Source organism: Bradyrhizobium sp. UNPA324 (assembly GCF_006658635.1).
In the GTDB taxonomy this organism is placed as follows: domain Bacteria; phylum Pseudomonadota; class Alphaproteobacteria; order Rhizobiales; family Xanthobacteraceae; genus Bradyrhizobium; species Bradyrhizobium nanningense.
The window spans coordinates 3,772,583-3,791,726 of record NZ_LFJD01000004.1; the positions used below are offsets into that span (position 1 = coordinate 3,772,583).

Sequence of the window (19,144 nt, forward strand, 5' to 3'; positions counted from 1 at the left end):
CGGTCAGCGTCCTACCATTTGAACGCCGCCGAGAGCTCGTAGGTGCGCGGCGCGCCGAGCAGGACCTGATCGGGATAGAACGGATCGCCCCAGATCGCATAGCGCTTATCGGTAATGTTGCGGACGCGGAAGGTCAGGCGGGCCTGGTCGACCGCGTTGAATACGGACCTGGGAATATCGACGAAGGCGTAGACATCGGCGACGGTGTAGGCCTTCATCGTCACCGTGTTGGCATCGGTATTGTAGCGGTCGCCGACATGACGGCCGGTAATGCCGAGCTCCACCGGCCAGGGCGTGAATAACCGGTACGACGCGCCGGCATTGGCGACGATGCGGGGCACGTTCGGCGGCGTGTTGCCGGAGAAAGAGCCGCCGACGAAGTTGTAATCGGCATAGCGCGCATCGACATAGGCGATGTTGCCCCACAGCCGCAGCGGCTCGATCGGACGGAACGAGGCGGCAAGCTCGACGCCCCTGGACTCCTGCCGCCCGGCGATATTGAGCGCCTGCCCGCCGCCCGCGGCATAGACGTTCTTGCGCAGGATGTCGTAGGCCGAGAACGACCACTCCGCGCGGTTGTCCCAGAACAGGTGCTTGACGCCGGTCTCGTAGGTGCGCGCGGTGGTGAGATCCAGCGGCTGGGTTGGCGTGAGCAAAAAGATGTTGTTGGCGGAAACGTCGGCGCCGGTCGCGTACTGGCTGAAAAAAGTCAGGCCGGGCACGGCCTCCCAGGTGTAACCAATACGGCCCGTTACGGGTGCCCAGTCCTTCGTATACGGGAAGCCCACGTTCTCCAGACCATTCTTGTCGGTCGAGTTGCGGTCGAGCCCGATGTGCTCGACGCGCAGGCCGCCGATCAGCGCGAACGTCCGCGTCAGCTTCAGCCGGTCCTCGACCGACAGCGCCTCGTTGTCGATGCGTGCGGTCTGCTGCTTGGTCGTGAGCAGGCCGTAGAAGCCACGGTTGGGATCGACCAGATCAACGGAATCCCCTGGAAAGTTGGCCGCGCCCGGCCGGACAAAATCCAGATAGCTCGACGACAGCGTCGTGACGAGTCGATTGTCGAACCCTGCGATGTTGGTGTCCCAGATCAGGTCGGTGATGTTGCCGACGAGACGCTGGCTATGTGCGACATAGAAGCGCTCGCGATCGACAAGGTTCGTCGTGGAATTGAATGCTTCGACCTCGTTATTGAACCAAGTGCGCTCAGCGCCATAACCATAGGCTTGGCTCTTCAGCGTCAGGTCGGGCGCCAGCTTCAGCTCGAAGCCACCACGCAGCCAGACCTCCTGCGCGACATTCCGGTTGTCGAGAACGTTGTAATTGGTGTTGAAGGTGCGATCGTCGATGGTAACCGCGCCGAGGTTGGTTTTGCTGTAGTTCGAGACGTAATTGCCGGAGACGATCCCGCTCGTCGCATGCGAGCCGCTGAAGGCGATCGGCACCAGCGGCACGCCCCAATAGGCCTTGGAGCGATCTTCGCGATACTCGATCGCGCCCGAGACCTTGAGGCTGTCGGAGATGCGGTAGTTGAGCTGGCCCGAGACGTCCAGCGTCTTGGTGTTGGTGTCGTCGGCAAAGCCGTTGAGCGCGGAGCGGCTGACGTCGAAGCGGTAGTCGAGGCCTTGCACGTTGGTGCTACCGCCCGAGCCGTAATGCGCGCGCAACGAGTTCAGCGAATCCCAGGAGAAGTCCGCCTCGTTCCGGCTAGGTCCAGAGTGCGGCTGTCTGGTGACGAAGTTGATCGCGCCGCCGGCGGCACCCTCGCCCGAGATCAAGGACGCCGGTCCCTTCAAGAATTCCACGGCGTCCAGATTGGCGGTGTCCATGATCCGCGAGGTCATGTTCTGCGGACCGATCTTGATGCCGTTGTAGAGCGTGTTGATCTGGCTGTTGGTGAAACCGCGCATGGAGAACGCGGAAGGCTCCGCCGGATTGTCACCGGAGGTGACGCCGACCGCGCCCTGGGCCACGTCAGACACGGTGCGATAGCCCTGCTCGCGCATGGTCTCGGCCGAGATCACCTCCACGGTCGCGGGCGTCTCCCGCACCGTCAGGCCGAGCCGCGAGGCGCTTTCCGCCACGGCATTGGAGTTGAGCGGCGTCTGCGCCGCCGCAGCCGGCCCGATGGGCTTGGGCGCGGATGCAGCAGCAGGCCTGTGCGCTGCCGCGCGGCGCGGGCTTTGCGCCCCGCGGCCGGCTGGCTTGGCCTGCTTGCGGGACTGGGCCGGCGTCACCTCGACGGGTGGTAACGGTTCGCGGGCCTGCTGCGCCAGCGCAGCAGGGATATCGGAAGCGGCGAAGGATGTGAGCGCGGCGGAGGCAAGCAGGACGCTGCACGGTCGTACGATACGGATGGAAAACACGGTTCTTGGACCTCGGTATGACGTCAGTGGCACGTCACAGCGAACGAGGTCTCACCTTTCGGCTTGCAGCCGTCCGATGAAGCCGAATGTCTGTACTCCCCGACCGACATCTTCGCGTGTGACCACGGCTGACGGCAGGTCTCCTGGCTCGCGGGTCATCACCGCTTCGTCGCCTTCCCGGGACCGAGCACCCCAGTGGCTTCTGACGAAGGATTATCCGCTCACAGTTGCGGGGGCAGCCACGGCATTGGGGACAACGTCCCCGCACCGCATTCCCTTTTCATCCCCTCTCGGGGAAACCGTCGCGAGCATCTAGGATTACCATCAAGACAGAGTCAATGTGCCAGTTGCGGCGTTGTTGCCACCGCGACCAACTTCCTTGGAGTGATGAGCATGGAAGGCGAGACCTTCCTCTGGTTGATACGGCACGCGCCGGTTGCGGGCGTCACCGGCACCATCCACGCCGCCGACGCGCCGGCTGATCTCGGCGCTCGCGCGCAATTGGAGGCGCTGCGGCAGCGCCTCTCGCAAGATGCCGCCAGCTATGCCAGCCCATCGCGGCGCACGGTCGAGACCGCGCGCGCGCTGGGGCTCGAACCGGAGCTGGTCAGTGAATTCCGCGAGCAGGACTTCGGCGATTGGACCGGCCGTCGGCACGATGAGCTCGCTGCCGCCGGCGACGAGACTTACGCGCAGTTCTGGAACGATCCGGCCGGCGGACGGCCGCCGGGCGGCGAAAGCTTTGCGGATCAGGTCGCACGCGTGCGGCTGGGTCTGGCGCGGATCGGAGCCGGACCAGCCACGCTCGTCGTGCATTCCGGCACCATCCGGGCCGCGCTCTGCATCGCGCTGGATCTCACGCCACAAGCGGCCTTGCGCTTCGTCGTCGATCCGCTGTCGCTGACCCGGATCGATCGCCTCGCAGCCGGCTGGCGTGTCGTCTCGGTCAATCAGCGGATCAGCTAGGCCGATCGGGCACATTGGCCTCTGCAAAGGTCGCCATGCCGTTGTGAAGTGCACAGGCTGACCGAACCAACGGCAACGCGATGGCGGCGCCCGATCCCTCACCGAGCCTGAGATCGAGGCTGATCAACGGCTGCACGTTCAGCGCGCGCAGCACCAGGCGATGCCCCTGCTCGGCCGATTGATGCGACGGCAGCAGGAAGGGCTGGCACGACGGGTTCAGCCGCGCTGCTGCGAGCGCTGCGACCGACACGATGAAGCCATCGATCAGCACGGGAATGCGGCGCTGCGCGGCAGCGATGATCGCGCCTGAGATCGCCGCGATTTCGAGCCCACCGACGGCACACAGGATCTTCTCTGGCGAAGAGCCTGCAACGCCGTGCCGTGCAATCGCGGCGTCGATCACGCGCGCCTTGTGCGCCCGGCCGGCCGCATCGACGCCGGTGCCGCTGCCCGCGATCTCCTCGGCGCTGATGCCAAGCAGGCTCGCCGCAATCGCCGCCGATGTCGTGGTGTTGCCGATCCCCATTTCGCCGAAGATCAGCAGGTCGGGCTGATTGGCTTCCGCGCGCACCACCGCGCGCTGGCCGGCCTCGAAGGCAAACGCCAGCTCCGTAAGCAGGAGCGCGGCCTCCACGCTGAAATCGCGCGTGCCATGGCGCGGCTTGTCGGTGACGATGCCCGTCATCTGCTCCTGCGCCAGCGTGCCGGCGTCAACCACCTCCAGGCGCGAGCCAAGCTCGCGCGCCAGCACCGAAATCGCAGCACCGCCGGAGGCAAAGTTCGCCATCATCGCGATGGTCACGGCTTGCGGATAGGCCGACACGCCCTGCGCGACGATGCCGTGATCACCGGCGAAGACGACAATGGGTACACGCGCGGCGCGTGGCTGCTCGGTCGCCTGCAGACCTGCGAGCTCGATTGCGAGCTGCTCAAGCCGGCCAAGCGCGCCGGTCGGTTTTGTCAACTGCGCCTGACGCGCGATCGCCGCTTCGCGATGGACTGCGGAGATCTCGGGGCAGTTCTGGGTGATCCATTCGGGGAGCATGCTGCCTCGCTTAACGCCTGCGCTTGAGAATATAGCTGTCCATGATCCAGCCATGCCGCTCGCGCGCCTCCTGGCGCTGCGCGACGATGCGCGGACCGACTTCAGCCAGCACGCCGGACATGATGATCTGATCGGGCATGCCGAGATAGGCGCCCCAATAGATGTGAATCCCGAGTGGATCCAAGGATTGAAACGCCGTGCCGCCGTCGAGCATCACCACCACGGTGTCGACACCCTGCGGCCAGCCGCCTTCGCGTAAGCGCCGCCCCGTCGTGACCAAGAACGGCTCGCCGATATCGTTGAGCGGCAGTGCATGTGCCGCGCACAGCGCCTGGATCGACGTGATGCCGGGCACGACTTCGATTTTGGGTAAGGGGTCGAGCCGCCGCGCAATGCGCAGCGAGGAATCATACAGCGAAGGATCGCCCCAGATCAGCAGCGCGACCTTGCCCTCGCCGCCGAAATGATTTGCGATCGCCTGCGACCAGGTCGCGGCAACCGCATCGTGCCAGTCGTCCACGCCCTTGCGGTAATCCGCTTCACCTGCGTCGCGCACGGGAAGATCGAACTCGGCGATAACGGTCTTGCCGCTACCGACAACATCCGCGCAGATCGTCCGCCTGAGATCGGCGAGATCGGACTTCGCCGTTCCCTTGCGCGGGATCAGGATGAGATCGGCGGCATTGATGGCTTCAACGGCGGCGCGTGTGAGCTGGCCAGGATCGCCGCAACCGATGCCGATCAGGGAAAGCGTGAGCATCGCGGGCGCTGGGGGCGGCCATGACGGCCGCCCCTTGTCTCTCTAGGCCGCGTTGTGCAGGCGCGGGGTGACGAGGCCGGGCGCGGTGACGCCGCGCAGCGACTTCGCAAGCGCCAGCACGGCGAGATCGGCGAGCGGCTCGATCACGATGACCAGCGCGTAAGAGGCCGCAAACGTCGCGATGCTGGCGAGGTTGCTCATCGCAAAACCGGAGCCATAGAGCGCCCAGAACGCTACCCAGGCGATCACGCCGGCCTGATAGGTCGTCGACAGCGCCAGCGCCTGCCGATACCTGAGGTCGACATAAGCGGTGTTGCGCGAGATGATCCGTGTGGCGATTGCCTGGATCGCGAACAGCGGCACCAGCAGCGTCGTGACGTTCATGCCGTATTGCGGCAGGTCGGCCGGCTCGAAGAACACGCCCTGAAGCAGCAGGCCGAACGCCAGGCCGAAGGCGGCAGGCGCAGCGCCGAACAGCAGGAACAGCGTCGAGCCGAGGATGAAGTGCACCTCGGACACCCCGACCGGGAAGTGCGGCAGAATCTCGAAGAAGGTGAAAACAAGGGCGGTGGTGGCGAGCGTCCGCGCCGCGAACGAGCCGATGCCCTGCTCGCGCACGGTCTCGGCGGCGAGCTTCAAGGCAACGCCGCCCGCGGCGACGCCGGTTGCGTAACTCAACACGAGCTTGGCGCCCGTCACGATTCCGGGTTCGATATGCATGGCTTAGATCCTTCCTGCCGTCACACCCGACGGCCTTGGCCTCAAAACGTGCAGGGCCGGTCTCCTGGCTCGCGGTTCACTGGGTTCTCCGGCCTTCCCGGGCCTTGCGGCCCAGTGGCTGATCGGAGCCCCTCACCGCTTACAGTCGCGGGGGCGGCTGGGGTTTTGGGCGCCGCAACTTGGTCCGCCCACCCCCATTCCCGATTATGCTCCGGCGCTTTGCGCCGCGTCGAGCACCATGCCTCTCCTGTGTGCCCCTTTCGCCGAGCCGGCGTCAAGGGGCGAAGCGGTCACGAGGGATAATCCCCCGCCAGCGCGCCGAACAGGATCACGGCGGCGGTTGAAGCGGCGCCGCCGCGGGCAAGCTGCTCGGCAAGCTCGGCAATGGTGGTGCGGACCAGCCGCTCGTCGGGGCGACCGAGGGACTCGGCCAACAGCGCCGGAGTATCCGCGGCGAGACCGTGTGCGATCAATTTTGCGACAAGCGCCGGGAAGGTGCGCCGGCCCATATAGACCACGGTCGTCGCCTCAGGATCGGCCAGCGCCGCCCAGTTCAGATTCGGCGGCAGCTCGCCGGTGACGTCGGCCCCGGTGACGAACTGCACCCGGCGCGAGGTGTGGCGCCGGGTCAGGGGAATGCCGGCCTGGGCCGCTGCGGCGCAAGCCGAGGTGACGCCGGGAACGATCTCATAGCCGATGCCGGCCTCGCGCAGCGTCTCGATCTCCTCCTCGAGCCGGCCGAAAATGCCGGCATCGCCTGACTTGAGCCGCACCACGCGCGCCCCTGTTGCGGCATAATCGACCAGGAGCCGGTTGACGTGATGCTGCTTGGTCGAGGGCCGCCCTGCCCGTTTCCCGACCGCGACGAGATTGGCGCCGGGCCGGGCGAGATCGAGGATCGCGCCCGAGGCGAGATCATCATAGAGCACGACGTCGGCCTCGCGCAGCCGCGCGGCGCCCTTGAGCGTGAGCAACTCGGGATCGCCGGGTCCGGCGGAGATGAAGGAGACGAATCCGCTCACCGGTCCTCCGCGATCAGATGAAAGAAAGTGCCGCTGACGTGGCCCCGCCGCGAGCCGGTCTCGGCAATGGCCGCGCCCGTCGCATCGTGCACGACCGCCAGCTGCGGATCAGGCTGGCCAAGAATGGTCGAATAGTGAAACTCATGGCCGCGCAGACGCGCCCCGGCGCGATATCCCGGCATCGGCGCGGCGAGCGCCGCGAGGCGATAGCCCAGATGCATGCGGCGTTTGGCAAAGCTCGTCTCGAGGCCAAGCAGGCCTGTCATCTCGTGGCGCATCCCGTCCGCGTCGGTCAAAGCGGCTCCCAACACCATATAGCCCCCGCATTCGCCATGCACCGGCCGCGTTTCGGCGAAAGCGCGCAGCCCGCTGCGAAAACGGGCATTGGACGCGATCCTGCCGGCATGAAGCTCGGGATAACCGCCGGGCAGCCAGCACACGTCGGCACTCGCGTCAGGCGCTTCATCGGCCAGCGGCGAGAACGGCAAGATTTCTGCGCCCGCCGCGCGCCAGGCCTCCAGCATATGCGGATAGACGAAGGAGAACGCGGCATCGCGCGCCAGCGCAACGCGCTGGCCGGGCGGCACTACATTGACGCCGCTCGCCGCGGCTCGCGGCGAACAGCTGGCTGCGGAGCGCAGCACCGCGTCGAGATCGACATGCTCGGCGACGAAGCGCGCGGCCTCGTCGATCAGCTTGCCGATCTCGGCCTGCTCTTCGGCCTGCACCAGGCCGAGATGCCGCTTCGGCAGACTGATCTCGGCATGACGCGGCAGCGCGCCGAACACGGCGATGCCGACATCGCTGAGTGCACGCCGCACCAAATCTTCATGGCGTGGGCTGGCAACGCGGTTGAGCACGACGCCCGCAAGCCGCACACCTGCGCGATAATCGCGAAGGCCTGCGGCGATTGCGGCTGCGGTCTGCGCCTGGCCAGACGGGTCGATCACCAGCAGCACCGGCCAGCCCAGCATCTCGGCGATGTCGGCGGTGGCACCGGTGCCGCAGACGCCATGCGCGGCGACGCCGTCGAACAGGCCCATCGAGCCCTCGGCGAGCACAATATCGGCATCCGCGCCGCGGCTGACCAGATGCGCGATTGTCCCCCGATCCATCGCCCAGCTATCGAGATTGACCGAAGCGCGTCCAGTCGCGGCGGCATGAAAGGCCGGATCGATGTAATCGGGACCGCTCTTGAAGCACTGCACATTCAAGCCGCGATGGCGCCAGGCCCGCGCGAGCGCCAGCGTCAGCGTGGTCTTGCCGACGCCGGAGGCTGGTGCCGAGATGATGAGGCCCGCCGGCATCACGACGCCTCCGGAAAGCGCGGCTCGGCACCGACGGGCCGATAGCGACGATCGTAGTCGGCGGCGTAGAGCCGGCTCTCGTCGAAATCCGCGGCGCCAAGCGTTCTGCCGACCAGGATCAGCGCGGTGCGCTCCATCTCCGTTCCGACTGCGGCATCGAGCGTTGCCAGCGTCGCGCGCACAATGCGCTGGTCCGGCCAGCTCGCACGCCAGACGACCGCGACCGGACAATTTTCGCCATAATGCGGCGTGAGCTCGGCGACGACCTTGTCGAGCAGATGAATCGAGAGGTGGATCGCAAGCACGGCACCAGTGGCTGCGAATGCGGCGAGCTTCTCACCTTCAGGCATCGCGCTAGCACGACCCGGCGTGCGCGTCAGCACCACCGTCTGGGCAAGACCGGGCAGCGTCAGCTCAGCCTCCAGCGCTGCCGCGGCAGCCGAGAAAGAGGGCACGCCAGGTGTCACAGTGAACGGAATGGCGAGCGCGCGCAGGCGGCGGAGCTGCTCGCCCATCGCCGACCAGATCGAGAGATCGCCGGAATGCAGCCGCGCGATGTCCTTGCCCTCTGCATGCGCAGCGGCGATCTCCGCGATGATCTCATCGAGCGACAGAGGCGCGGTGTTGACGATGCGCGCGCCCGGCGGGCAATGCGACAAGACACCTTCGGGCACCAGTGAGCCCGCATAGAGACAGACCGGACAGGCCGCGATCAAGTCGCGGCCGCGCAAGGTCAACAAGTCAGGCGCGCCCGGCCCTGCGCCGATGAAATGCACCGTCATGCGCCGTCTCCTTCCGCAATGGCGGCGGTCGCCGTGTGGTCCTGCGAAACCACGCGCGTCGCAATGAGCCGAGCCCGAGGGCCAGCCGCGGCGAGCGCCGCGGCTTCGGCAACAGATCCTGCTCCAAACTTCTCCATGACGAATTTCGACTGCGTCGGCGTATCGATGCCGGCCAGCATATCGGCGGGGATACCCCTGATCGGCACGCCGCATTCACGCGCGAGTTGCTTCAGCGCCTCCGCATCGGCTTTGTCGGCCACGGTCGCAACCGCTGCGAGGCCCTCGGAACCGCCGGCCGCCGACAGCGCCTCGCGCAGCGAAGCCAGCGTGACATCCTTTCTGAATCCGAGCCCGGCGACCTTCATCGGACCGTACTCCACTGCACCACCGGGCGTGCCGCCTCCCAGGAGCGATAGCGGCCGAGCGGCGCGGCTTGCGCAATCTCGACCCGCATCAGCTCGCCACCGTGGCGCTGATGCAGCCCGCCCAGCAGTGCTTCCGTTTCCAGCGTAACGGAATGCGCAACCAGCCGTGCGCCCGGCGAAAGCCGCGACCAGATGGCATCGAACATTGCGCTATCGAGGCCCCCGCCGATAAAGACGGCATCCGGCGCTTCTGCCCCGGCAATAGCTTCCGGTGCCCTTCCCGTGACGACAATGATCCGATGCGCCAGTCCGAACGCGGCTGCATTCTTGCTGATGTTCGCGACGCGATCCTCGCGTGCCTCGATGGCAGTCGCCGTCCCGCCGCACAGCGCCCACTCGACCGAGATCGAACCCGAGCCGGCACCGATGTCCCACAGCCGTTCGCCGGGACGCGGCGCCAGCGCCGAGAGCGCGAGCGCGCGCACCGGGCGCTTGGTGATCTGGCCGTCGTGGACGAACAAATCGTCTGGCAGGCCCGAGCTGCGCGGAATGCCCTGCGTCCCCCTCGCCCACACCGCCACCGCGACCAGATCTCCAGCGATCTCCTCGGAAAAGAGGTCGGCGCGATGCTGGTCAATGTATTCCTGTGGCCCGCCAAGCGCTTCGAGCGTCCACAACAATGAGGCGCCCCACCCGCGTTTCGTCAACCACTTCGCGAGATTGCCGACCGCCGTTGCGTCACGCATCAGGCAGATGATGCGCGCATCTCGCACCAGATGCGGTATCAGGCGCTCGAACGGTGCGGCATGAAGGCCGATGCATGTCACGGACTCCAGCCGCCAGCCCAGCCGCGCGGCAGCGAGCGAGAATGTCGATGGTGCCGGGTGCGCCATCCACTCGTCGCTACCGAGCTTCTCGGCGAGAACGGCCCCCGCGCCGTACCAGAACGGATCACCGGAGGCGAGCACCACCGTTGGCCGGTCGCGACAGCTCAGAACGACAGCGGCGTCGAACGGCACCGGCCACGGACGGCCGCGACTGCCCACGCCGGAAAGCGCAAGATGCCGCTCGCCGCCGAACACGGTTTCAGCCTCCCTGAGCGCCTTTCGGCTTGCCTCGGACAGCCCGGCAAGGCCATCTTCGCCGATACCGACGATGGTCAGCCAGGGATCAACCATGACACGCGCCCTCATTCTGGGCGGAACGGCCGATGCGAGCCTGCTCGCCGCGGCGATCGCGCGCACCGGTCTTGACGCCGTCTATTCCTATGGCGGCCGCACCCGCGCACCGGCGGATCAGCCGCTGCCGACCCGCATCGGTGGCTTCGGCGGCGTGAGCGGCCTTGCCGACTACATCCGCGGCGAAGGCATCACGCATGTGATCGACGCGACGCATCCCTTCGCAGCCGAGATGAGCCGCCATGCGGTCGAAGCGTGCGCGGACACCGGAACGCCGCTGATTGCGCTGGAACGCACACCGTGGATCAAGACGCCTGGCGACAACTGGATCGAGGTCGCAGATGTCGGCGCCGCGGTCACAGTGTTGCCCGAGCTGCCCGCAAACGTGTTCCTCGCCATCGGTCGCCAGCATACCGCGCCATTTGCGACGAAGCCGCAGCACACCTACACCCTGCGCTTCGTCGATCCGCCCGAAGCGCCGCTGCCCTTCGCCGCCGACGTGATCGTGTCGCGCGGCCCCTTCACGCTCGACGGAGAGCTGCAAATGCTGCGCAGGCGCGGCATCGCCACGATCGTCGCTCGCAATTCCGGCGGCGATGGCGCGCGTGCCAAGATCGACGCGGCCCGCATGCTCGGCCTTCCCGTCATTATGATCTCGCGACCGGAGCTGCCCGAGCGCTGGCGGGTCGACAGCGTCGCTGACGTGATGGAGTGGCTCGGTCATCGCGCCTGCCTCGGCGCATAGACCCAGCGGCCGACGCGGCGCGTCTGCGAATTGCCGACGATCACCAGCGTGCGCATGTCGGCCATCTCGGGCGCCGCCTCGTTCAGCGTCACCGTCTGGATCTTCTCATCAGGCGCGCTGATGGCGCGCGCGAAGATCACGAGGCGCTCGCCACAACCGGCCTCCTTCAACACTGAAAGCGCGCGGCCAAAGCCCTCCGGCCGGCTCGCCGAGCGCGGATTATACATCGCGATCGCAAAGTCGGCTTCCGCGGCGAGGCGCAGGCGCTTCTCGATCAATGTCCAGGGCTTGAGATTGTCGGAGAGATTGATCGCGCAGAAATCATGGCCCAGCGGCGCGCCGGCGCGGGCGGCGGCGGCCAGCATCGCGGTGATGCCGGGCAGCACGCGGATTGCCAGCGCCTGATATTGCGGCGCCTGTTCGAGCGCCTCGAACACGGCGGAGGCCATCGCGAAGACGCCGGGATCGCCGGAGGACACGACGACGACCTGCCTACCCTCGGACGCGAGCCGCAGCGCTTCGCTTGCGCGCTGCAGCTCCTCGCGATTATCGGAAGGATGCAGAATAAGGCCCGGCCGCGCCGGCACCCGCGCGACATAGGGCGCATAGCCCAGAATGTCGGTTGCTGAGGCGAGCGCAGCTGAGACCTCCGGCGTCACCAGCGCATCGCTACCCGGCCCGAGGCCCGCGATGGTCAAGGAGCCCGTCATTCGGCGGCATCCAGATGCCGGCCCTTGCCGTGAACCAGCACGATCGCAAAGTAAGGACAGTCGGCGGCATCGATCTCCGCGAGCCGCGCGACACGCTCGCCCGGCATAGTGCCACGCTCGACCAGCCAGGCATCGTCGAGCCGGCCAGCGGACGCGAGTGCCCGGCGCACTTTTGCGAGATTGCGGCCGGTCTTCATGACGACGAGCGCATCGGAATCGCGCATGCGCCGCTCGAGCTCGCCTTCCGGAAGTGTCCCCATCAGCACCGTCGTCACGTCATCGCCGAGCGCGATCGGCTGGCCGACGCCGTTCCAGCAGCCGACCATGCCGGGAATGCCGGCGATCACCTCGATCTCGACGCGGCCTTGCAGGCGCGTATGCAGATGCATGAAGGAGCCGTAGAAGTAGGGATCGCCCTCGCAGAGCACGACGACATCGACCGCGCGCGAAAGCCGCGCCAGGCGCTCCGCCCATTCGTCGTAGAAGCCGGCGAGCAACTGCACGTATTCGGGACTGTCGAATGCGATCTCTGTCGTGACCGGATACTCCATCGGGTATTCGGTGACGTCGGCTGCCAACATGCATTCGACGATGCGCCGCGCCTGGCCCGGCCTGCCCTTCTTGCGGAAAAAAGCGACGTGCTGCGCGGCGCGGACGGTGCGATCGGCGCGCACGCTCATCAGATCGGGATCACCGGGGCCGAGACCACAGCAGATGATGCGTCCCATCGCTATTCGCTCCGGCTCGCCAACGCATTCACGGCCGCGACCGTGATTGCGGAGCCGCCGAGGCGGCCGTCGACCGTCAGCGCCGGCGCCGGCGGATCGGCCATCAGCGCCGCCTTGGACTCGGCCGCGCCGACAAAGCCGACTGGGCAGCCGATGATCGCCGCCGGCCGCGGACAGTTTTGGTCCTCCAGCATGTTGAGCAGATGAAACAGCGCGGTCGGCGCATTGCCGATCGCAACGATTGCGCCCTCAAGATACGGCCGCCACAGCTCGAGCGCCGCGGCCGAGCGGGTGTTGCGCATCGATTGCGCGAGCGCTGGCACGGTCTCGTCGCCGAGCGTGCAGATGACAGCGTTGGCCGCGGGCAGCCTTGCGCGCGTAATTCCCTCCGAGACCATGCGCGCATCACACAGGATCGGCGCGCCTCTTTGCAGCGCGGCGCGCGCGGCAGCCGCCATGCCGGGCGTGAAGCGGATATGCGCCTCCAGGCCGATCATGCCGGCGGCATGGATCATCCGCACCACGACCTGCTCCTCGTCCGCCGTGAAGCGCGCAAGATCGGCCTCGGCTCGGATGGTGGCAAAGGACTGGCAGTAGATCGTGGCGCCATCGGTCTCGTAAACGTGCGGCATCAATTCCCTCCGACGAGGATGGAGGGATCACTGACGATGTCGGCGCCGTTGAGGCCGCGCAGGACCGGCTCATCGCGCGTCGAGCCGTCGCGGACGAGATCGAAGCCGGCGCGCGTCGCCACCAGCGTGACTGCGGCCGTGCCGGAATGGGCACAGCCTTTGCCGCAGCCGGAGACGTGGAGCCGCGCATCGGCGGCGATACGCGGCGCGAGCGCCGCGGCCAGCGCGCGCGTATCGGCCTGAGCTTCGCGGCAGCGCGGCGCGCCGCTGCAGGCGATGACCCGCAGCGCGGGATCAAACGGCTCGGTGATGAGACCCGCCCCGCTCGGCATCTCCCGCTTGCCCTCGCTCAGCACCATCCGCCAGGGCGTCATGCGCAGCGCATGCCCGCAGCTCGCGAATTGATGCAGCGTCGTGTGCAGCAACTGCCCGAACGCGACGCCGACCATGGCGCCTTGCGGATAGGACCCGGGTCGCGAGGCGGCCATCACGGGTGCAGGCTCGGTCTCGCCGCGCAGCGATGCAGGCAACGTCGCGCCGGCGGCGATATGTGCTGCCATGCGCCCTCGCCCGCCCCTCGCGCCGCCGGAGACCAGGAACCAGCTTGCCAGCGCCAGGGCTGTGCTCACGGCCTCGCCACGCGCGACGGAACGGCCGAGCCTCGCACCATCGGCCCGCACCAGGAGACGGCCCGAGCGATCGCGCTCAATGCGGATGTCGGCGGAATCGCCGGCGAGCACCCGCGACCTTCCGTCATCGATAGCAAAGCCGAACTTGGTCGGAAGCGCGAGCGCGCTCTCGGCGAGTGCCTCCTCCAGCTCGGCGGCGAGCGACTGCGTCTGGTCGCTGCCGCTCCAGAATGGCATCACCAGAATATTGCGACGGGCTTCGATCTCGGCGTCGGGATCGAGCAGCCTCAGTTGCGCAAGGCCGTCGAGCAGCGGCCGATGGCTTTGCTCGCTGACGCCTCGGATCTGGAGATTGGCGCGGCTCGTCACATCGATCAGACCATTGCCGTGCCGCCCGGCGAGTTCGGCAAGCCCGGCGATTTGCGATGCGTCAAGGCGCCCTCCGAACGGGCGCACGCGCACCACCAGTCCGTCGCCCGACAGCATCGGGCGCAGCGCGCCGGGACACCAGCCCTTGACCGCGACCGCACTCATGAGGCCTCCCTCAGCGCCGCTGCGATCGAGTTGCGGCGCGTTTGCCAGAGCGCTGCATCATGCAGGCGCGCAAAGCAGGCTTCCATCGCGGCGAACGCCGCCGGATTCTCGCGCGCCATGAAGGCGCGGACGCCGTCATTGCCGAGCGTCGCATCATAGTAGAGATCGAACAGATGCGGCGGCACGGCGCCGGCAAGATGGGCGAAAGCGGCCATGTGCTCCAGCGTCGCGGTGATCTCGGCGGCCCCGCGGAAACCATGACGCATCATGCCGGCGATCCAGGCCGGATTGGCGGCGCGCGCACGGACGACGCGGGAAATTTCTTCGGTCAGCGTACGTGCATGCGGCTGCTCGGGGCACGTCGTATCGAGGTGATAGAGCGATGGTCCCGCCGCGCCGAGATGCCCTGCGGCAGCCGCAACACCGGCTTCGTGCGCAGCATAATCGGCGGCGAGCAACAGGTCGGTTTCCGGCAAATCCTGGACGTGGACGAAGGCGTCGGCCGCAGCGAGGCGCTGTTCAATGCCGGCTCGGTCGTGCTGCATCTCGCCGTCGGCCGCGAACGCCCAGGACGATGCCGACAGCCAGGCTTCGCCGGCCGCCTCTCGCGTTTCCGGCGTGAAAGCATCCGGGATCGCCGCGAGGCTGACACCATATTGCCCTGGCCGCGGCGCGAACACGCGGGAGGTGCGGTGGCGATACGGATTGTCCTCGCCCTCGTCCTCGCGCCCCGCAAGCGCCTCGGACGCAGCCTCGAACAATTGCGCAAGGCCCGAGAAGACATCGCGGAACAGGCCCGAGACGCGCAGCGTGACGTCGATGCGCGGGCGGCCAAGTTCGGCCGGCGCGATAATGTCGTAGCCGGTGACGCGGCCGGAGGCGTGATCCCAGCGTGGCGCAAGGCCGGCCAGATGCAGAGCCATGGCAAATTCCTCGCCCGCGGTGCGCATCGTCGCCGAGCCCCAGAGATCGACCACGAGCCCTTTCGGCCAGTCGCCATGATCCTGCAGGTGACGGCGCAGCAGCTCTTCGGCGAGCTTGATGCCTTGCGCATGCGCCGATGGCGTCGGCACCGCGCGCGGGTCGACGGCAAAGAGATTGCGCCCGGTCGGCAGCACGTCCGCGCGGCCGCGATAGGGCGAGCCCGATGGTCCGGGCGCGACGCGCTGGCCGGCAAGCGCAGCGAGCAGCGCATCGCGTTCTGCTTCGCCGCAGGCGCCGCGGCCGAACACGTGCAGACCGTCGCCGAACTGGCTTTCCTTGAGATCGCAGACGAAGCGGTCGATGCGCGGGATCGCTTCGGCCGGCGCGGCCGAGGCATCGAGGCCGAGATCGTCTTCGAGACCCGCCGCACGCGCCTCGTCGCGGATCGCCGCGATCAATCGTTGCCGGCGCGCGGGATCCAGACCATCGGCGGTCGAATATTCGTCGAGCAACCGTTCGAGCCGCCGCAACCCCTCTGGCACCGTGGATGTCTCCAGCGGCGGCGGCAGATGACCGATGGTGACGGCACCTAAGCGACGCTTGGCCTGCGCGGCTTCGCCGGGATCGTTGACGATAAAGGGATAGATGACGGGCAAATCGCCGATCAGCGCTTCCGGCCAGCACGCGGATGACAGCGCCACGGACTTTCCGGGCAACCATTCCAGCGTACCATGCGCGCCCATGTGCACGACGGCATCGATCCCACGCACGCGGAGCCACAGGTAAAACGCGACATAGGCATGGCGCGGCGTGCGGGCGAGATCGTGATAGTCGGTATCGCGCGTGGCGACATCGCCACGCTCCGGCTGAACCGCGATGACCGACTGACCGCACGCGATGGCCGCGAATTGAAACGCGCCGCCACGGCAGCTCGGATCGTTCTCCGGCGCGCCCCAGGCCTGCGCGAGATCATCCTGCAGGGATTGCGGAAGGCGCGAGAGCGCGGCGCGATAATCGGCGACGTTCCAGCTGAGCTTCTGCTTCAGCAGAGTCTCACCGAGTGCTCGAACCGGCGCGACATCGAAGCCGACCGCGGCGAGATCGGACCGCAATGCTTCGACCGAAGCCAGCGCATCGAGCCCGACTGCGTGCGCGATCTGGTGCGGGCGTCCCGGATAGTTCGAGAGCACGATCGCCAGATGCTTCTGGGCGGTTGGCCTCTCCGCGAGCCGCCGCCAGGTCGCAACGCGCGCGGCAACGGCCTTCACCCGCTCCTCGTCGGGCCTGTGCGCCAGATGTGAGAATTGCAGATCGGGATCGCGCTCGGCCGCTGTTTTGAAACTCACGACGCCTGCGAACAGCCGTCCATCGACCTCGGGCAGCACCACATGCATCGCGAGATCGCCGGGCGATAGGCCGCGCAGCGAGGCAGCCCAGTCCTCGCGCCGTGCCGTGGACAGCGCGACCTGGAATACCGGACAGGATGCGGCATCGAACGGCGTCGTGCCGTCGTCGCCTACGGCCGAGAACGCCGTCGCATTGACGATCGCGGCCGGAGGATTTTGCGCAAGATGCACGCGCAGCCAATCCGCAACACCCGAAGCCTTCAGCGAGGTGACGAACACGCCGTAGGCGTCAAAGCCCTTGTCGCGCAGCGCCGCGATGAGGGCATCGACCGGGCCGGTGTCGGCAGCGGTGAGATAGGAGCGATAGAACGTCACCAGGGCACGCGGCTTCCCCTCGCCACCCACTGGCGCAGCAATGACGCCGCGCAAGGGATCGTAGAAGCCCATCTCGGGCACGGTCATCTCACCGATGACAGGCCCTGCATAGAGGCCCGACGCCAGCGCGAGTTGCGCGATCGCCGCTTGCGCGGCGACCGGACCGCCGGTGTCGCAGAGCACCTTGAGCCGGCGCAGCGTCGAGACCGGCAAGGTCGAATAGGCATCGAGCCGCGTGTCATCGCGGCCGTCGGCCGGCAGCACGGCGAGCACGATGCCACGATCCTTGGCGAGTTGTTGAAGGGCAGCCAGCCCGTACGGCCAATAGGACTCGCCGCCGATCAGCCGCACCAGAATGCCGCGCGCCTGCGACAACGTGCGCTCGATATAGGTGTCGACCGACAGCGGATGACGCAGCTCCGCGAGATTGGCGAGCCGCAGCGACGGCAAGTTGCTGCGGCCGCGGCGCCAGCCGGCCGCAAACGCTGCAAGGTCGGAATCCGAATACGAGAGCACCACGAGATCGGCCGGGTCCTGGCCGATGTCCCTTGGCGTCGCGGTCTCCTCCAGACCGCGGCTCTCGCGGAAGACGACATGCATCAGATGCCTAGTCCCAACCTGATCGCGGCCTCGTCGATATCGCCATGCTCGCCGATCACGACGAGCTTTGACTGCCTGAGACCTGCCCCCCAGGGTTTGTCGAATTGGTGGCGCACGCGCTCGCCGACCGCTTGCAGCAGCAGGCGCATCGGCTTGCCCGCCACCGCGATGTAGCCCTTGGCGCGCAGCACGTTCTGCTCGCGCGCGAGCTTCTGCACCGAGCCGACCAGCGCATCGATGTCGACGACCTCAGGAAGGTCGATCACGACGGAGGCGAAATCATCGTGCTCGTGCTCTTCCTCGCCGTCGTGATGCGAGGGGCGCGCGGCAAGATCGTTCTCGGCGGCAGCGCCGAGGCCGAGAATGACGCGCGCATCGATCGCGCCGTCAGTGACGGGCAGCATCGGCACTCGGCGCGGCATCTCGGCGGTGATCACAGCCTTCGCAGCTTCAAGTCCCGCCGCGCCGGCGAGATCGGCCTTGGTCAGCAGCACGATGTCGGCGCAGGCGATCTGGTCCTCGAACACTTCCGACAGCGGCGTCTCGTGATCGAGATTTTCGTCCGCCGCGCGCTGCGCTTCGACGGCGTCGGGATCGGGCGCGAAGCGGCCGGCCGCGACGGCCTCGGCGTCGGCGAGCGCGATCACGCCATCGACCGTGATGCGCGAGCGGATCTCGGGCCAGTCGAACGCCTTGAGCAGCGGCTTCGGCAGCGCCAGGCCCGAGGTCTCGATCAGGATATGATCGGGCCGCACCGGGCGCGCCAGCAATCGCTCCATGGTCGGAATGAAATCGTCGGCGACGGTGCAGCAGATGCAGCCATTGGCGAGCTCGACGATGTTCTCTTCAGGACAGTTCGCGTCGGCGCAGGACTTCAGGATCTCGCCGTCGACGCCCTCGCTGCCGAACTCGTTGACGAGCACGGCGAGCTTCCTGCCGTCAGGGTTTGCGAGAAGATGCTGGATCAGCGTTGTCTTGCCGGAACCGAGGAAACCGGTGACCACCGTGACCGGGACTTTTGCGAGCGAATTCATTCGGCGGCCTCCGGCACGACGGCAACAGGGGGAATGCGCGCAAGCGATTGCTTGCGGAAGATCTCGGGACGGCTGCGCCAGGGCACGATTCCATCGGGCGCAGCCGCATAGGCAGCGGCGCCGGCGACCACGTCCTGCGCATTGGCATCCGACAGGCGGCCATAGACGTACGACCAGCGGCCGGGCGCGCTGAGCGCGACCGAGCAGCCCTGGCTGCAGGCCGACAGGCATTCGACGGGAACCACTCTGACGCCCTCGGGCACGCCGGTCTCGAGGATCGCGCCATGCAGGCGCTTGCCGGGCGTCGTCTCGCCCTCGCCAAGCGTCTGGCCGGCACGGCAGGTGATGCAGACATGAAGTGTGACGGTCATCGCCT

18 protein-coding genes and 2 riboswitches are annotated in these 19,144 nt (G+C 67.3%); of the genes, 2 read left to right on the forward strand and 16 right to left on the reverse strand.

The window, feature by feature from the left end:
• Positions 1-11 precede the first annotated feature (11 nt).
• Positions 12-2,366 (reverse strand): TonB-dependent receptor, encoded by a 2,355-nt coding sequence (locus UNPA324_RS35195; RefSeq protein WP_181769432.1) that lies wholly within the window; start codon positions 2,364-2,366, stop codon positions 12-14.
• 116 nt (positions 2,367-2,482) lie between these two features.
• Positions 2,483-2,685, reverse strand: a riboswitch (cobalamin riboswitch).
• 74 nt (positions 2,686-2,759) lie between these two features.
• Between UNPA324_RS35195 and UNPA324_RS18295 the strand changes: the two genes are divergently transcribed.
• Positions 2,760-3,332: a histidine phosphatase family protein gene (locus tag UNPA324_RS18295; protein WP_128922587.1), complete on the forward strand. Its 573-nt coding sequence runs from the start codon at positions 2,760-2,762 to the stop codon at positions 3,330-3,332.
• Here UNPA324_RS18295 and cobT read toward each other — a convergent pair.
• The 8 genes from cobT to cbiE all read right to left on the reverse strand — a co-directional run bounded on the left by cobT (position 3,325) and on the right by cbiE (position 10,511).
• Positions 3,325-4,377 carry a nicotinate-nucleotide--dimethylbenzimidazole phosphoribosyltransferase gene (gene cobT / locus UNPA324_RS18300; protein WP_141935279.1) on the reverse strand — a complete coding sequence of 351 codons (1,053 nt, stop codon included), beginning with the start codon at positions 4,375-4,377 and terminating at the stop codon, positions 3,325-3,327. The two genes, UNPA324_RS18295 and cobT, sit on opposite strands and share 8 nt — an antisense overlap.
• Positions 4,378-4,387: 10 nt before the next feature.
• Positions 4,388-5,137, reverse strand: a complete 750-nt coding sequence (gene cobF / locus UNPA324_RS18305; RefSeq protein WP_128922589.1) for a precorrin-6A synthase (deacetylating) — start codon at positions 5,135-5,137, stop codon at positions 4,388-4,390.
• Positions 5,138-5,179: 42 nt separating this feature from the next.
• The gene (locus tag UNPA324_RS18310; protein ID WP_128922590.1) at positions 5,180-5,857 is read right to left on the reverse strand and encodes an energy-coupling factor ABC transporter permease; all 678 of its coding nucleotides are present in this window, start codon (positions 5,855-5,857) and stop codon (positions 5,180-5,182) included.
• Positions 5,858-5,894: 37 nt separating this feature from the next.
• Positions 5,895-6,113, reverse strand: a riboswitch (cobalamin riboswitch).
• Between the two features lie 34 nt (positions 6,114-6,147).
• Positions 6,148-6,879, reverse strand: a complete 732-nt coding sequence (cobA, locus tag UNPA324_RS18315) for a uroporphyrinogen-III C-methyltransferase (protein WP_128922591.1) — start codon at positions 6,877-6,879, stop codon at positions 6,148-6,150.
• Positions 6,876-8,186: a cobyrinic acid a,c-diamide synthase CobB gene (locus UNPA324_RS18320; protein WP_141935280.1), complete on the reverse strand. Its 1,311-nt coding sequence runs from the start codon at positions 8,184-8,186 to the stop codon at positions 6,876-6,878. The genes cobA and UNPA324_RS18320 overlap by 4 nt, the downstream gene beginning before the upstream one ends.
• A complete protein-coding gene (cobM, locus tag UNPA324_RS18325) occupies positions 8,186-8,968 on the reverse strand; it encodes a precorrin-4 C(11)-methyltransferase (protein ID WP_128922593.1) in 783 nt (260 codons plus the stop codon). Before cobM ends, UNPA324_RS18320 begins: the two co-directional genes overlap by 1 nt.
• Positions 8,965-9,333, reverse strand: a complete 369-nt coding sequence (locus tag UNPA324_RS18330) for a cobalamin biosynthesis protein (RefSeq protein ID WP_164936644.1) — start codon at positions 9,331-9,333, stop codon at positions 8,965-8,967. The genes cobM and UNPA324_RS18330 overlap by 4 nt, the downstream gene beginning before the upstream one ends.
• Positions 9,330-10,511, reverse strand: a complete 1,182-nt coding sequence (gene cbiE, locus UNPA324_RS18335) for a precorrin-6y C5,15-methyltransferase (decarboxylating) subunit CbiE (RefSeq protein WP_141938909.1) — start codon at positions 10,509-10,511, stop codon at positions 9,330-9,332. The genes UNPA324_RS18330 and cbiE overlap by 4 nt, the downstream gene beginning before the upstream one ends.
• On the opposite strand from cbiE, the gene UNPA324_RS18340 reads away from it, so the two are divergent.
• The gene (locus UNPA324_RS18340) at positions 10,510-11,256 is read left to right on the forward strand and encodes a cobalt-precorrin-6A reductase (protein WP_141935281.1); all 747 of its coding nucleotides are present in this window, start codon (positions 10,510-10,512) and stop codon (positions 11,254-11,256) included. The genes cbiE and UNPA324_RS18340 overlap by 2 nt on opposite strands.
• Here the strand turns inward: UNPA324_RS18340 and cobJ are convergent.
• Genes cobJ through UNPA324_RS18375 form a run of 7 tightly spaced genes read right to left on the reverse strand, consistent with a single transcriptional unit; the run spans position 11,232 to position 19,139 of the window.
• Complete coding sequence (cobJ, locus tag UNPA324_RS18345) at positions 11,232-11,966, reverse strand: precorrin-3B C(17)-methyltransferase (protein ID WP_128922597.1); 735 nt, start codon at positions 11,964-11,966, stop codon at positions 11,232-11,234. The genes UNPA324_RS18340 and cobJ overlap by 25 nt on opposite strands.
• Positions 11,963-12,694: a precorrin-2 C(20)-methyltransferase gene (locus UNPA324_RS18350; protein ID WP_141935282.1), complete on the reverse strand. Its 732-nt coding sequence runs from the start codon at positions 12,692-12,694 to the stop codon at positions 11,963-11,965. The genes cobJ and UNPA324_RS18350 overlap by 4 nt, the downstream gene beginning before the upstream one ends.
• 2 nt (positions 12,695-12,696) lie before the next feature.
• Positions 12,697-13,326, reverse strand: coding sequence for a precorrin-8X methylmutase (locus UNPA324_RS18355; RefSeq protein WP_141935283.1), 630 nt, complete (start codon positions 13,324-13,326; stop codon positions 12,697-12,699).
• Positions 13,326-14,489 (reverse strand): precorrin-3B synthase, encoded by a 1,164-nt coding sequence (gene cobG / locus UNPA324_RS18360; protein WP_128922600.1) that lies wholly within the window; start codon positions 14,487-14,489, stop codon positions 13,326-13,328. Before cobG ends, UNPA324_RS18355 begins: the two co-directional genes overlap by 1 nt.
• Positions 14,486-17,734: a cobaltochelatase subunit CobN gene (gene cobN, locus UNPA324_RS18365; RefSeq protein WP_141935284.1), complete on the reverse strand. Its 3,249-nt coding sequence runs from the start codon at positions 17,732-17,734 to the stop codon at positions 14,486-14,488. Before cobN ends, cobG begins: the two co-directional genes overlap by 4 nt.
• Positions 17,734-18,768 (reverse strand): cobalamin biosynthesis protein CobW, encoded by a 1,035-nt coding sequence (gene cobW, locus UNPA324_RS18370; RefSeq protein ID WP_128922602.1) that lies wholly within the window; start codon positions 18,766-18,768, stop codon positions 17,734-17,736. Before cobW ends, cobN begins: the two co-directional genes overlap by 1 nt.
• Positions 18,765-19,139 carry a DUF1636 family protein gene (locus UNPA324_RS18375; protein WP_128922603.1) on the reverse strand — a complete coding sequence of 125 codons (375 nt, stop codon included), beginning with the start codon at positions 19,137-19,139 and terminating at the stop codon, positions 18,765-18,767. Before UNPA324_RS18375 ends, cobW begins: the two co-directional genes overlap by 4 nt.
• Between the last annotated feature and the right edge of the window lie 5 nt (positions 19,140-19,144).